The following is a 13793-nucleotide window of genomic DNA, read 5'->3' as shown; positions in this document are numbered from 1 at the left end:
CCTGACCGGACCCCCAGTTCCCGGGGCGCCCCCACCTCCCCGGTTTCCTCCCCAACCCGTAGAAACAAGGGAACCACCGTGACCAGACTCAGCGTTGAGATGCTGGCAGCGGACGCACCCGAGCCGATCACCTCGGCCGGCCACGCCCAGCTGGGCATCGCCGTGCTCCTGGGCATCGCCGTCATCGTCCTGCTCATCACCAAGTTCAAGCTGCACGCCTTCCTGTCGCTGACCATCGGGACGCTGGCGCTCGGCGCGTTCGCCGGCGCGCCGCTCGACAAGGTGATCACCAGCTTCAGTGCCGGACTCGGCTCCACCGTCGCCGGTGTGGGCGTGCTGATCGCCCTCGGCGCGATCCTCGGCAAGATGCTCGCCGACTCCGGCGGTGCCGACCAGATCGTCGACACCATCCTCGCCAAGGCGAGCGGCCGTTCCATGCCGTGGGCGATGGTGCTGATCGCCTCGGTGATCGGTCTGCCGCTGTTCTTCGAGGTCGGCGTGGTGTTGCTGATCCCGGTGGTGCTGATGGTCGCCAAGCGCGGCAACTACTCCCTGATGCGCATCGGCATCCCGGCGCTCGCCGGTCTGTCCGTGATGCACGGTCTGGTGCCGCCGCACCCCGGTCCGCTGGTCGCGATCGACGCCGTCGGCGCCAACCTCGGTGTGACGCTGGCGCTGGGCGTGCTCGTCGCCGTACCGACGGTCGTCATCGCCGGTCCGCTGTTCTCGAAGTACGCCGCCCGCTGGGTGGACGTCCCGGCCCCGGAGCGGATGATCCCGCAGCGGCCCTCCGAGGACCTGGAGAAGCGTCCGAGCTTCGGCGCGACGCTGGCCACGATCCTGCTGCCGGTCGTGCTGATGCTGGCCAAGGCGCTGGTCGACATCGTCGTCGACGACCCCGAGCACCACGTGCAGCGTGTGTTCGACGTGGTCGGCTCCCCGCTGATCGCGCTGCTCGCGGCCGTGCTGGTCGGCATCTTCACGCTGGGGATGCCCGCCGGGTTCAGCAAGGAGCGGATCTCGTCCCTGGTCGAGAAGGGGCTCGCGCCGATCGCGGGCATCCTGCTGATCGTCGGCGCGGGTGGCGGTTTCAAGCAGACGCTGATCGACACCGGTGTGGGACAGATGGTCCTGGAGATCTCCGAGGACTGGTCGATCCCGGCGCTGCTGCTGGCCTGGCTGATCGCGGTGGCGATCCGGCTGGCGACCGGTTCGGCGACGGTGGCGACCGTCTCGGCGGCCGGTCTGGTGGCGCCGCTCGCCGCCGACATGTCGACCACGCACGCGGCCCTGCTGGTGCTGGCGATCGGTGCGGGTTCGCTGTTCTTCAGCCATGTCAACGACGCCGGGTTCTGGCTGGTGAAGGAGTACTTCGGGCTGAACGTCGGGCAGACGATCAAGACCTGGTCGGTCATGGAGACGATCATCTCGGTGGTCGCCGGTGCTCTGGTGCTGCTGCTGTCGCTGATCATTTAGCTGTTCGTTCAGCTGAGCATTCGGCTGAGGACCGTGCGCGTACGGCCCACCCGCTCCCCCTCGGGGCGCGGGTGGGCCCGTGTCGTTCCAGGGCGCCGGAGTCTCAGGGGCGCCACAGCGGGTGTTCGCGCTCCGCCCAGTCGCGGTCGACGGAGCCGGTGCGCATGCCGCGCCGGGCCTCGGGGTCCGCCAGGGCCATGCCGATGTGCCCGGCGAGGACGATGCCGATGGTCAGCGCCAGCCAGTCGTGGACGAAGGTCGCGCTGGTGCGCCACACCAGCGGGGTGAGGTGGGTGAACCACATCAGCAGTCCGGTGCCGAGCATCACCAGGGTGGCGCCCGCGATCCAGGCCGCGTAGACCTTCTGGCCGGCGTTGAACTTGCCCGCCGGGCGGGACGCGGGGCGCTTGTCGCGGCGCAGGGCGGCCCGCAGCCAGACGCGGTCGTGCGGGCCGAAGCGGTTGAGGCGGCCCAGGTCGGCGCGGAAGGCGCGGGAGGCGAGAGCGGCGAGGACGGGGACGGGCAGGGCGAGCCCGGACCACTGGTGGAGGGTGACGACGAGGGCGCGGCGGCCCACGAGCTGGGCGAGCTGGGGGAGGTAGAGGCAGGCGGCCGTGGCCACGCAGACGCCCATCAGGACGGCCGTGGCGCGGTGTGCCCACCGCTGGGCGCGGCCGAAGCGCCGTACGGCGGTGGCGGTGGGCGGGGCGTCAGCTCGTAGGCTCATCGTCGCGTCCGTTCGAGCGGCCGACCCAGGCGTCGATGTCGTAGCCGCGCTCCTCCCAGTAGCCGGGTTCGACGTCCTCGGTGACGGTGATGCCGGAGAGCCACTTGGCCGACTTGTAGAAGTACATCGGGGCCACGTAGAGGCGGACCGGGCCGCCGTGGGCGTGGCCGATGTCCTCGTCCCGCATGCGCAGGGCGACCAGGACGTCGGCGCGGCGGGCCTGGTCGAGGGTGAGGCTCTCGGAGTAGGCGCCGTCGAAGCAGGTGAAGCGCACCGCGCCGGCCGAGGAGCGTACGCCCGCGGCGTCCAGGAGCCGGGACAGGCGCACCCCCTCGAACGGCGTGTCCGGCACCCGCCAGCCGGTGACGCACTGGACGTCGCGGACCATGCGGGTCTGCGGCAGGGCCTTCAGGTCGGCCAGGGTGTAGGAGGCGGGGCGGTCGACGAGGCCGTCGACCGTGAGGCGGTAGGTGCCGGCGTTCTTCCGCGGGACGGAGGAGGTGACCGAGTAGTAGCGGAAGCCGCCGCCGTTGGGGAGCAGTCCGGTCAGGCCGGTGGGGTCCTTGTCGGAGGCTCCGGCGAGGAAGGATTCCAGGCCGCGTTGCAGGGTGGGCGCGGTGGCCACGCCAAGGGCGCCCAGGCCGAGGGTGCCGAGGAAGACACGGCGGCCGATGGGCCTGCCTCGCGCGTCCCCCTCGTCGGGGGGCGGTGGCGGCTGTTCGGGGTTCACTCCTCCATTCGAGCACCCGCGTCCCCGTCGGACCAGGGAACGCGGGTGCCCGTCAGATTTCCGTAATCAGCTCCCCTACGAGGTGCGCTCGGCCTCCTTCTCGAGCTGGAACGCCTCGTTGCCGAGCCCGATACGGGCGTGCTTCTCGGGGGCGCGGGCGCGCAGGACCGCGCCCTGGACCAGGCCGGCGACCAGGGCGAGCCCGATGATGCCGGGGAGGAGCCAGCTCAGCGAGGAGTCGGGGCCCGCGCCGACCAAGACGTCGAAGTCCTTGACCGTGTAGCCCGCGATGACGGCCAGGGCGATGCCCGCCAGCGCGGAGGTGGCCAGCCGCCAGCCCTGCGCGCCCGCGGCGCCGCGCCGGACGAAGAAGACGACGACGGACAGGGAGGCGATCGCCATCAGCACGATCACGCCGAGCGCGCCGACGTTGCCGCCCCAGGTGAACAGGTGCAGGACCGGAGCGGTCGGGTCGCCGGTGGGCTTGTCGTCGGTGAGCGCGAAGGCGAGGACGAGCACGGCGGCGATGACGGTCTGGAGCAGGGAGCCGGTGCCGGGGGCGCCGCTGGTGCCGGTGGTGCGGCCGAAGGCGGCGGGCAGCAGGCCCTCGCGGCCCATGGCGAAGGCGTACCGGGCGACGACGTTGTGGAAGCTGAGCATGGCCGCGAACATGCCGGTCACGAAGAGGACGTGCAGGACGTCGGTGAAGGTGCCGCCCAGCCGGTCCTCGGTGAGGAAGAACAGCAGGCCGGCGCTCTGCTCCTGGGAGGCGCCGATGATCCCGGCGGGGCCGGTGGCGACGGTGAGCGCCCAGCTGCTGAGGGCGAAGAAGACGGCGACGCCGGTGACCGCGAGGAACATCACACGCGGTACGACCTCGTGCGGCTTGCTGGTCTCCTCGGCGTAGACGGGGGCCTGTTCGAAGCCGAGGAAGGCGGCGATGCAGAAGCACAGGGCGGTGCCGACGCCGGCGCCGGTGAGCGTGTCCGGGTCGAAGGCGTGCAGGGACAGGCCCTCCGTGCCGGGGTCGGCGACGGCGGCGATGTCGAAGACGACGACCAGCAGCACCTCGATGACCAGCAGCACGCCGAGCACGCGCGCGTTGACGTCGATCTTCAGCCAGCCCAGCGCGCCGACGGCGAGGACGGCCGCCAGCGCCGGTATCCACCAGGCGACCTCGAGGTCGGCGTAGGTGGCGAGGAGGCCGGAGACCTCGAAGCCGAAGATGCCGTAGATGCCGACCTGGAGGGCGTTGTAGGCGACGAGCGCGACCAGGGCGGCGCCCGCTCCGGCGGTGCCGCCGAGTCCGCGGGAGATGTAGGCGTAGAAGGCGCCGGCGTTGTGGACGTGCCGGCTCATCTCGGCGTAGCCGAGGCTGAAGAGGACCAGTACGACGCCGAGGATCACGAAGAGCAGCGGCTGGCCGACGATGCCCATCACCGCGAATGTGGTGGGCATGACACCTGCGACCACCATGAGGGGGGCGGTCGCGGCGAGGACGGAGAGCAGCAGGCCCCCCGTGCCGAGGCGGTCGGCACGCAGGGCGCGCTCCTGTCCCTTGAAGGTGCTGATGCCGTCGGCTGCCGCTCTGCTCCTGCTCGAAGTGCTCGAACTGTCCGTCGTCATCTCGAGACCGTCCTTGGTCGGTGGTGGTTGCGGTGGGCGGGGGGGGTGGGGTCGGGGTCAGACCGTGCCCAGGGCTGCGGCACGGGCGGTGCGGAAGGCGGTCAGGGCGTCACGGTCGGGGTACGACCAAGGGGTGGGTGTGGCGTGGTCTCCGATGCGGTGGAAGAGGGCGGCGGCCTCGGCGCCCCGGCCCTCGCAGACCTTGGCGTGGGCGAGGAAGTTGAGGTCGACCAGGCGGCGCGGGTGGCCTTCGTGCTCCCACTCCAGCCACCAGTCGAAGGCGGCCCTCATCACCTGCCGGGCGCGGCGGCCGACCCAGTGGCCGGAGGCGACCGGGTCGGCGGGTTCGTGCCCGGCGGCGGCCAGGGCGCGGTAGCGCTCGGCGTGCGCGATGACCGGCAGGACCGCCAGCGGGGAGTCGGCGGGCGCCTGTTCGGCGGCCCAGCCGGCGAAGTCGTACACCTCGTGCAGCGGGTCGGGGCCCGCCTCCACACGGCGTTCGGCGAGCCAGGAGACCACCAGGTGGTGGGCGTGGTGGTGGTCCGCGTACCGGGTGCGGATCTGCTCGAAGAGCCGGACCACGTCCCCCTCGGCCCCCTGGGCGCACTCCAGCAGGAGCAGCCCGAGCCAGGGGGTGGGGTCGGCGGGCACCAGCTCCGCCGCCCGGTGACAGGCCTCGCGGGCACGGGCCGGCTTCTCCTTGCCGCGCAGCGCGCGCCGCACCTGGGCCAGGGCGAGCAGCACGGACGCGTCAGCGGAGTCGGGTTCGGCGAGCAGCCACTCGCGGGCCCAGGCGGCGCAGTACGTCTCCCGTGCGAGCACCGTGATCCGGTGGCCCCGGCGGTCCCAGTCCTCCCCCGTACGGACCAGCAGCGAGCGGGTGTTCTGCCAGCGGCCCTGTGCCAGCGCGGTCCGCGCGGTGACGAGTTCGGCGTCGTCGAGGGCCTCGTCGAAGGCCTGTGCCGCCCGTCTGCGGGCGCGGCCGAGGGGAGGCGGGGGTGGGGGCACCGCGGGACTTCCTCACGCGCTCTTCTTGTGGTCGCCGGCTCACGGCGGGTGGCCGGTGCGGCAGTGGTCGGCTGCCGATTGCCATGAGCTGATCACAGACAGCAAACCGTCAGCCAACGGATCACGTCAAGGGCGTCCCGGGTGTTACTCGCGTCAACTGTGGTCATGAACGGGCTACTTGTGACATCCGGGGCCGGAAGGCCACCCGGATGGAGTATGCGGCCGGGCACGGACCGCCGCTGCTTGGATGGACGTATGAGTGCTGAGGAGATCATCGACATCGTCGACGAGAACGACCGGGTGGTCGGACGGTCCCCGCGCGGGGAGGCCTACGCGCGGGGGCTGCGCCACCGCTGCGCCTTCGTCCTCGTCCGGGACGCCGAGGGGCAGATCTTCGTCCACCGCCGCACCGCGGCCAAGCAGGTCTTCCCCTCCCTGTACGACATGTTCGTCGGCGGGGTCGTCGGCGCGGGCGAGAGCTACGACGAGGCGGCGCTGCGGGAGGCCGAGGAGGAGCTGGGCGTGAGCGGGCTGCCGCGCCCCGAGCACGTCCTCACGTTCCTGTACGACGGCGGGGCGGGCCGGAGCTGGTGGTCGGCGGTGTACGAGGTGCGCTGCGACCGGCCCGTACGGCCGCAGCCGGAGGAGGTGGCCTGGGGGACTTCCTGCCGGAGGCGGAGCTGGAGCGGCGGCTCGGGGAGTGGGAGTGGACTCCGGACGGGCTGGCGGCGTATCGGCGGCTCACGGCGTACCGGGCGGGGCGGGCCGAGGGCTGAGGGCTGAGGGCCGGCCGGGGGCTTCGTCCCCGGCCGTCGGACCGGTGCCGGGGGTGGCCCCGGTAGGGTCGCGGCGTGATCGATTTTGTGCGGAACGTTCGGTTGTGGTTCGCGCCCGGCGAGGTGCGGCGGGAGGGCGACACGCCCGACTACCGGTTCTCGCTGGCGAACGAGCGGACGTTCCTGGCCTGGCTGCGCACCGCGCTCGCGTTGATCGGGGGCGGGTTCGCCGTGGACCAGTTCCTGCCGGATCTGCGGTGGGGGTGGCGGGTCGGGCTGGCGCTGGCGCTGCTGGCCGCGGGGGCGTTGTGCGCGTTGCGGGCGGTCAACCACTGGGTGCGGTGCGAGCGGGCGATGCGGCGGGGGGAGGATCTGCCGGTGTCGCGGTTCCCGGCGCTGCTGAGTCTTGTGGTGGCGGTGGTGGCCGGGGCGATGGTCGCCGTCGTGCTCTTCGGGTGGGACGGGTGAGCGGGGTGACGGCGGCGGGCCGGGCCGCGGAGCGGGATCCGGGGCTGCAGCCCGAGCGGACGCGGCTGGCGTGGCGGCGTACGACGTTGTCGGCGACGGTGGTGGCCGTGCTGGCCGTGAAGGCGGCGTTGGCGGGTGGGGTGTCGGTCGTCGGGGTTGTCGCGTGTGTGTTGTGCTGTGGTTGTTGGGTGGGGTTTCTGTTGGTTGCCCATCGGCGGATTCGGGGGCTGGCGGCCGTGAATGAGCCGGGGGCGCTCGGTTCGCCGTGTGCGGCAGTCGTGGTGGTCTGCACGGTGGCCATGGCCGGGTGTGGGGCGGTGCTTGTCGGGGTGGGGTGAGGTGAGGCTCGGTGGTTTTTTCGCCCCCGCCGCCCCTTCCCTTCCCGCCCCTGGGGCTGCGCCCCAGACCCCCTTGTCCTCAAACGCCGGACGGGCTGTTCAGTGCCCCAGGCGGGCTGTTCAGTGCCGGGCGATGCTATGCGCTCACCGTCACCACGATCTTGCCCCTGGTGCGGCCCTCCTGGTTCAGGCGGTGGGCGTCCGCCGCACGTTCCAGGGGGAAGGTCTCCGAGACGTGGACGGTGACCGTGCCCTGGTCCGCCAGGTCGGAGAGGTGCTGGAGGTCCCGGGGGTCGGGGCGGACGAACCAGTAGCGGCCGCCGTAGCTCACCACCTCGGGGTCGGTGATCGAGGCCAGGCGGCCCTCGGGGGCCAGCAGGTTCGCGGAGGATTTGAGGGCGTCGCCGCCCACCGAGTCGAACACCGCGTCCACGCCCTCGGGCGCCAGTCCCCGTACCCGTTCGGCCAGGCCCTCGCCGTAGGTCACCGGCTCCCCGCCCAGTCCGCGCACGAAGTCGTGGTTGCGCTCGCTCGCCGTACCGATGACCCGGGCGCCGAGGTGGGCGGCGAGCTGGACGGCGATGGACCCGACACCGCCGGCCGCGGCGTGCACCAGGACGGTCTCGCCCCGCTTGACCTCCAGGACGCGGTGCAGCACCTGGTACGCGGTGAGCCCCGCGAGCGGGAGGCCGGCCGCCTCCTCGAAGGACAGGGCGCGCGGCTTGCGCGCGAGGGCGCGGACCGGGGCGGCCACGTACTCGGCGAAGGTGCCGCGCGAGAGGACGTCCTCGCGCACATAGCCGATGACCTCGTCGCCGACGGCGAACTCCGGTACGGCGGGACCCGGCTGGACGACCACGCCCGAGACGTCCCAGCCGGGAATGACCGGGAACACCGGCTGGAGGACCGGGTCGAGATAGCCCTCGCGGCACTTCCAGTCGACCGGGTTGACGGCCGCCGCCCGCACCCGCACCAGGACCGAGTCGGGGCCGACCCTGGGGTCGTCGGCCTCCCCTAGTTCCAGCACTTCGGGGCCGCCGTACCGTGAGTAGCTGATCGCCTTCATGAGTCCGACCCTCCGGGCTCCGCGCGTACGGCGCAAGCCGAATGGGCCGATATACGCCGTTCGCGTGGTGGCCGGGCGAGGCCCGGGAGTCACGAGCGCCTATCGTGGCCCCGATCACGTTCGATCGCCGCTCTGGACGGCATACCGACCGGTCGGCATCATAAGGCGGGTACTGTTTCCTGCCCGTAGGAGCGACGATGAGCCCCGACCACCCGCCCGGACTCGATCTCGACCGGCTGCGCGGCCTGCTCGAACGGGAGCAGCCCGGCCTGGTGAACGGCCCGCTCACCGGCCGGCTGATCGAGGGTGGCAGGTCGAACCTCACGTACGCGGTCTCCGACGGCACCTCGAAGTGGGTCGTCCGGCGTCCCCCGCTCGGCCATGTGCTGGCCACCGCGCACGACATGAAGCGCGAGCACCGGGTGATCAGCGCGCTGCACCCGACCGCCGTGCCGGTGCCGCGCACCGTGCTGCTGTGCGAGGACGAGGAGGTGCTCGGGGCGCCGTTCTACGTCATGGACTTCGTCGAGGGCACTCCGTACCGGACGGCCGGCCAGCTCGCCCCGCTCGGTGCCGAGCGCACCCGGGGCGCGGTGCTGAATCTGGTCGACACGCTGGTCGAGCTGCACGCCGTGGAGCCCGGCGAGGTGGGGCTCGCGGACTTCGGCCGGCCCGAGGGGTTCCTGGACCGGCAGCTGCGGCGCTGGGGCAAGCAGCTCGACGCCTCCCGCAACCGGGAGCTGGCCGGGATCGACGAGCTGCACGCGGCGCTCGGCCGCTCGCTGCCCGTCTCCCCCGCGCCGGCCGTGGTGCACGGCGACTACCGCCTCGACAACGTGCTGATCGGCGAGCACGACGAGATCAGGGCCGTCCTGGACTGGGAGATGTCCACGCTCGGCGATCCGCTGACGGACCTGGGGCTGCTGGTGATGTACAGCATGCCGCTGGGCATGCCGGACTCCCCCGTCTCCACGACCGCCGAGGCGCCCGGGCACCCCACGCCGGCCGAGCTGATCGAGCGGTACGCCGCGCGGTCGGGGCGCGACGTCTCCGCGGTGTCCTGGTACACGGCGTTCGCCTGGTTCAAGCTCGCCGTGATCCTGGAGGGCATCCACTACCGCTACACCCTGGGCCGGACGGTCGGGCGCGGCTTCGACCGCATCGGTGATCTGGTCCCGGTCTTCATCCGGCACGGACTGACCACTCTTCAGGAAGGCTGACCGACCATGGACTTCGCGTTCGACGCGCGCACCGAGGAGCTGCGCGCCAGGCTGCTCGCCTTCATGGACGAGTACGTGTACCCGGCCGAGGCGGTCGCCCACGAGCAGCGGGCCGGGCTGGACTCGCCGTGGGAGAACGTCCCCGTGGTGGAGGAGCTGAAGGCCGAGGCGCGCCGGCAGGGGCTGTGGAACCTGTTCCTGCCCGACTCCGAGCACGGTGCCGGGCTCACCAATCTCCAGTACGCGCCGCTCGCCGAGATCATGGGCCGCTCCCCGCAGATCGCGCCGACCGTCACCAACTGCGCGGCGCCCGACACCGGGAACATGGAGGTGCTGGCGCAGTTCGGCGACGAGGCGCAGAAGAAGCAGTGGCTCCGGCCGCTGCTGGCCGGTGAGATCCGCTCGGCGTTCGCGATGACCGAGCCGGACGTGGCCTCCTCCGACGCCACCAACATCACCACGCACATCGAGCGGGACGGCGACGAGTACGTCATCACCGGCCGCAAGTGGTACATCTCCGGGGCGATGCACCCGGACTGCGCGATCTTCATCGTGATGGGGAAGACCGACCCGGACGGGGCGGACATCCGCCGCCAGCAGTCCATGGTCCTCGTCCCGCGCGACACGCCGGGCGTGACCGTCAAGCGCGCCATGCGGGTGTTCGGCTATGAGGACCACTACCACGGCGGTCACGCCGAGGTGGTCTTCGACCACGCGCGCGTGCCGGTGTCGAATCTGATCGGCGAGGAGGGCGGCGGCTTCGCCATCGCGCAGGCCCGGCTCGGTCCCGGCCGGATCCACCACTGCATGCGGCTGATCGGCATGGCCGAGCGGGCCATCGAGCTGATGTGCCGCCGCGCGGTGTCGCGGGACGCCTTCGGCAAGGCGCTGGCGCGGCAGGGCGTGGTGCAGAACTGGATCGCCGACGCGCGCGTGGCCGTCGAGCAGCTTCGGCTGCTGGTGCTGAAGACGGCCTGGATGATGGACACCGTCGGCAACCGGGGCGCCCACACGGAGATCCAGGCCATCAAGATCGCCACCCCGCGCACGGTCGTCGGCATCCTCGACCGGGCGATCCAGCTCTACGGCGCGGGCGGCGTCAGCCAGGACTTCCCGCTGGCCGAGCTGTACGCCGGCGCCCGCACGCTGATGATCGCCGACGGCCCGGACGAGGTGCACCAGCGGTCGCTGGCCCGCCGGGAGCTGAAGAAGTACCTGTAGTTCCGAGGAACGGTGTGTGGCCCGCCGGTACTGCCGGCGGGCCACACACCGTGTGGGGTGTTCTCAGGGGCGCAGGGCGCGCAGCAGCAGGTCCGCCAGGTGGTCGGCGACCTCCTGGGGGCTGAGCGGGCCGTCGGGGCGGTACCAGGTGGACAGGTGGTGCACGGAGCCGAAGTGGTAGTCGACCACCAGGTCGGCCGGGGTCGCCGTGGAGAAGACGCCCTCGCGCTGTCCCTCCTCGATCAGCGCGCGGAAGCGTTCGTGGTAGCGGCGGCGCTCGGCGCGCACCTGCTTGTTCTTCTCCGGGCTGAGGTGGTGCATGGAGCGGAAGAAGATCGACGCGTCGTCGAGGTTCTCGATCGTGGTGACGACGACGTCCGCCGCCGCGCCGCGCAGCCGCTTCTCGACCGGCTCGTCGGCGTTCGCGAACTGGTCCAGGCGTTCCTGCTGGAGGCGCAGCACGCGCGCGTACACCTCGTGCAGCAGGTCGTCCTTGGAGCCGAAGTAGTGGTAGAGCGCCCCCTTGGTGACGCCTGCCGCCTCGACGATCTCCTGCACCGAGGTGCGGTCGTAGCCCCGCTCGGCGAAGAGCCGGGTGGCGGCGGCCAGGAGCCGCTGCGGCACAGGAGTCCCGTCACCGTCCGTCGTCCTGGGCACTGCCGCCACCCGCCTTTCCGTGTCGCTGCTAGTCGTCGTGAGTCAGGGAACGCAGTTCCCGCCGGAGGATCTTCCCACTGGCCGTCTTCGGCAGGTCCGGCAGGATCTCCACCTGGCGCGGATACTTGTAGGCGGCCAGTCTCTCCTTGCAGTACGCGGCGAGTGCGGCCGGGTCCGTCTCGGCGCCGGGGCGCAGGCTGATGAAGGCCTTGACGGTCTCCCCGCGGTAGCCGTCGGGGACGCCGACGACGGCGGCCTCGCGCACCGCGGGGTGGGTGTAGAGGACGTCCTCGACCTCGCGCGGCCACACCTTGAAGCCGGACGCGTTGATCATGTCCTTCTTGCGGTCGACGACGTACAGCCAGCCCTCGGGGTCCACGAAGCCGATGTCGCCGGTGCGCAGCTCGCCGTCGGGGAAGGTCTCGGCGGTGGCGTCGGGCCGCTGCCAGTAGCCGGGCACGACCTGCGGTCCGCGTACGACGATCTCGCCCTGCTCGCCGAAGGGCAGCTCCTCGCCCCGGTCGTCGACGATCCGTACGACGGTGTCGGGGCCCGGTACGCCGACGGCGAGCGTGCCGGAGGCCTCGTCGACGGGTGCTTCCAGGTGCGGCGGGACGGAGGCGCAGGGGGCGGTGCACTCGGTGAGCCCGTAGCCGTTGCGGATGTAGGGCCCGAAGCCGGCGCGGAACTTCTCCACCAGGGCGGGCGGCAGCGGGGCGCCGCCGGAGGAGATCACCCGGAAGGAGGAGAAGTGGTCGCGGCTCACGTCGGGGTGGGCGGCCAGCGCCATGAAGGCGGTGGACGGGCCGACGGTGTAGTGCGGCCGGTGCTCGGCGAAGGCGTCGAGGACGACGCCGGCCTCGAAGCGGTAGGCCAGGACGAGGGTGCCCGCGCTGTTGAGGCAGGCGCCGAGCTGGCAGACCATCCCGGTGATGTGGAACAGGGGCGCGAGGGCGAAGTAGACGGGTGCCTCGGGCAGGCCGAGCCCGGTGCGCTGCCGCTCGGCGTTGTACATGATGTTGCGGTGCGTGTTGGTGGCGCCCTTGGGGGTGCCGCTGGTGCCGGAGGTGTAGCTGATCAGCGCGGTGTCGCCGGGGGCGGGGTCGCGGTCCTTCGGGGCCGGGTGTCCCTGGCGGGCGACGGTGGTGAGGTCGTCGGCGTCCGGGGCCTGCGGGAGCCGTTCGAAGGTGAGCACGCGCGTGTCGCCGCGGGTCTGGAAGTCCAGCTCGCAGCCGGTGAGCACGATCCGCACCGGCGAGTCGGCGGCCGTGTCGCGCAGGTACGACTCCCAGGCCCGGTCGGAGCAGATCAGCGCGGCCGCGCCGGCGTCCCGCAGGACGTGTGTCACCTCGCCCGACTTGTACATCGGGTTGACGGGCACGACGACCGCGCCCGCCTTCCAGGCGCCGAGCAGGGCGAGGACGAAGTGCGGGGAGTTCTGCAGCAGGATCGCCACCCGGTCGCCGCGCTCCAGTCCGCGCGCGGCGAGCCGGCCGGCGAGGGAGTCGCTGAGCTCGTCGGCCTCGCGGTAGGTGAGGCGGCCGTCGAAGTAGGCGAGGAAGGCGCGGTCGGGGGTCTCGGCGACCGCGCGGCGCAGGGCGTGCACCAGGGAGGCGGCGGGGTCGACGGGGGCGCGCTGGGCGTCGGTGAGGAGGGCCAGCCAGGGCTGGGCGGCGTAGCGGGAGGCGGTCACCGGTTCGCCTCCCACTGCTGCTGGAGGCGGTTCATGCCGGCCAGCCAGCGGTCCGGCTCGGTGGCGCGGGCCCGGTAGTACTCGGCGACCTCGGGGTGCGGCAGGATCAGGAAGCGGTCCTCCTCGATGCCCCGGAAGAGGGCGTCGGCCACGTCCTCCGGTTCGATCGCGGTCGGTTTGAGGACGAGGTCGCCCGCGCTGCCGCTGGCATCGAGCATGTCGGTGCGCACGCCCTGCGGGCAGATCGCGTGGACCTTCACCCCGCGGTGCCGGTACGTCAGCGACAGCCACTCGGCGAAGGCGTAGGCGCCGTGCTTGGTGACGCTGTAGGGGGCGGTGCCGATCATGGTGAGCAGTCCGGCGGCGGAGACGGTGGAGACGAAGCGGCCGCTGCCGCGCTCCAGCCAGTCCGGGAGCAGCGCGTGCGCCGCGCGGACGTGCGCCATGACGTTGACGTCCCAGGAGAGCGCCCAGCCCTGCTCGTCGAGCGGTGCGCCGGGCTCCCCGCCGTCGCGGCCGACGCCCGCGTTGGCGCAGTACACGTCGACGGTGCCGCCGAGTGCGTCGCGGGCCTCGGCGACGGTCGAGGAGGCGTCGCCCACGACGGCCAGGCCGCCGATCTCCTGGGCGACGGCCTTCGCGCGGTCGGCGTCCAGGTCGTTGACGACGACCTTCGCCCCCTGAGCGGCGAAGCGGCGGGCGAGTGCCGCCCCGATGCCGCCCCCGGCTCCCGTGACGACCACCTTCGCACCCTGCACGGCTTGCACCATCGGTCTCCTTCGACGCG

At 72.3% G+C, this 13793-nt stretch carries 13 protein-coding genes and 1 pseudogene; 6 read left to right on the top strand and 8 right to left on the bottom strand.

Going from position 1 to position 13793, the window contains the following annotated elements:
* The first annotated feature begins 78 nt into the window (after positions 1–78).
* Positions 79–1476, top strand: a complete 1398-nt coding sequence (locus IH50_RS0126270) for a gluconate:H+ symporter (RefSeq protein WP_030867203.1) — start codon at positions 79–81, stop codon at positions 1474–1476.
* A 103-nt stretch (positions 1477–1579) separates the two neighbouring features.
* Here IH50_RS0126270 and IH50_RS0126265 read toward each other — a convergent pair whose 3' ends face one another.
* From IH50_RS0126265 to IH50_RS0126250, 4 genes are all read right to left on the bottom strand, one after another.
* Positions 1580–2203, bottom strand: coding sequence for a cytochrome b/b6 domain-containing protein (locus IH50_RS0126265; RefSeq protein WP_030867200.1), 624 nt, complete (start codon positions 2201–2203; stop codon positions 1580–1582).
* Positions 2187–2933 carry a molybdopterin-dependent oxidoreductase gene (locus IH50_RS0126260; protein ID WP_030867197.1) on the bottom strand — a complete coding sequence of 249 codons (747 nt, stop codon included), beginning with the start codon at positions 2931–2933 and terminating at the stop codon, positions 2187–2189. The genes IH50_RS0126265 and IH50_RS0126260 overlap by 17 nt, the downstream gene beginning before the upstream one ends.
* Positions 2934–3008: 75 nt before the next feature.
* Complete coding sequence (locus IH50_RS0126255; RefSeq protein WP_030867193.1) at positions 3009–4559, bottom strand: APC family permease; 1551 nt, start codon at positions 4557–4559, stop codon at positions 3009–3011.
* 57 nt (positions 4560–4616) lie between these two features.
* The gene (locus IH50_RS0126250) at positions 4617–5567 is read right to left on the bottom strand and encodes a hypothetical protein (protein WP_030867190.1); all 951 of its coding nucleotides are present in this window, start codon (positions 5565–5567) and stop codon (positions 4617–4619) included.
* A gap of 216 nt (positions 5568–5783) precedes the next feature.
* Here IH50_RS0126250 and IH50_RS38015 point away from each other — a divergent pair.
* From IH50_RS38015 to IH50_RS0126235, 3 genes and pseudogenes are all read left to right on the top strand, one after another.
* Positions 5784–6343, top strand: a pseudogene (locus tag IH50_RS38015) (NUDIX hydrolase).
* A gap of 75 nt (positions 6344–6418) precedes the next feature.
* Positions 6419–6811 carry a YidH family protein gene (locus IH50_RS0126240; protein ID WP_030867186.1) on the top strand — a complete coding sequence of 131 codons (393 nt, stop codon included), beginning with the start codon at positions 6419–6421 and terminating at the stop codon, positions 6809–6811.
* On the top strand, positions 6808–7149 hold the full coding sequence (locus tag IH50_RS0126235) for a DUF202 domain-containing protein (protein ID WP_030867182.1): 342 nt from the start codon (positions 6808–6810) through the stop codon (positions 7147–7149). Before IH50_RS0126240 ends, IH50_RS0126235 begins: the two co-directional genes overlap by 4 nt.
* 136 nt (positions 7150–7285) lie before the next feature.
* Here the strand turns inward: IH50_RS0126235 and IH50_RS0126230 are convergent, their stop codons facing one another.
* Positions 7286–8215, bottom strand: a complete 930-nt coding sequence (locus IH50_RS0126230; protein WP_030867179.1) for an NADP-dependent oxidoreductase — start codon at positions 8213–8215, stop codon at positions 7286–7288.
* A gap of 197 nt (positions 8216–8412) precedes the next feature.
* On the opposite strand from IH50_RS0126230, the gene IH50_RS0126225 reads away from it, so the two are divergent.
* Entirely contained in the window at positions 8413–9435 is a 1023-nt protein-coding gene (locus tag IH50_RS0126225; RefSeq protein WP_030867175.1) for a phosphotransferase family protein, read from the top strand.
* A gap of 6 nt (positions 9436–9441) precedes the next feature.
* Positions 9442–10656, top strand: coding sequence for an acyl-CoA dehydrogenase family protein (locus tag IH50_RS0126220; protein ID WP_030867173.1), 1215 nt, complete (start codon positions 9442–9444; stop codon positions 10654–10656).
* Positions 10657–10719: 63 nt separating this feature from the next.
* On the opposite strand, the gene IH50_RS0126215 is transcribed toward IH50_RS0126220, so the two are convergent.
* Genes IH50_RS0126215 through IH50_RS0126205 form a run of 3 tightly spaced genes read right to left on the bottom strand, consistent with a single transcriptional unit; the run spans position 10720 to position 13776 of the window.
* On the bottom strand, positions 10720–11313 hold the full coding sequence (locus tag IH50_RS0126215) for a TetR/AcrR family transcriptional regulator (protein WP_030867170.1): 594 nt from the start codon (positions 11311–11313) through the stop codon (positions 10720–10722).
* 28 nt (positions 11314–11341) lie between these two features.
* Positions 11342–13006 (bottom strand): class I adenylate-forming enzyme family protein, encoded by a 1665-nt coding sequence (locus IH50_RS0126210; RefSeq protein WP_030867167.1) that lies wholly within the window; start codon positions 13004–13006, stop codon positions 11342–11344.
* A complete protein-coding gene (locus tag IH50_RS0126205; RefSeq protein ID WP_030867165.1) occupies positions 13003–13776 on the bottom strand; it encodes an SDR family oxidoreductase in 774 nt (257 codons plus the stop codon). The genes IH50_RS0126210 and IH50_RS0126205 overlap by 4 nt, the downstream gene beginning before the upstream one ends.
* Between the last annotated feature and the right edge of the window lie 17 nt (positions 13777–13793).

Source organism: Streptomyces sp. NRRL S-37 (genome assembly GCF_000721605.1).
Lineage (GTDB): Bacteria > Actinomycetota > Actinomycetes > Streptomycetales > Streptomycetaceae > Streptomyces.
The sequence above is the reverse complement of the archived record's forward strand: the minus strand, read 5'-3'. Positions and strand labels throughout refer to the sequence as shown.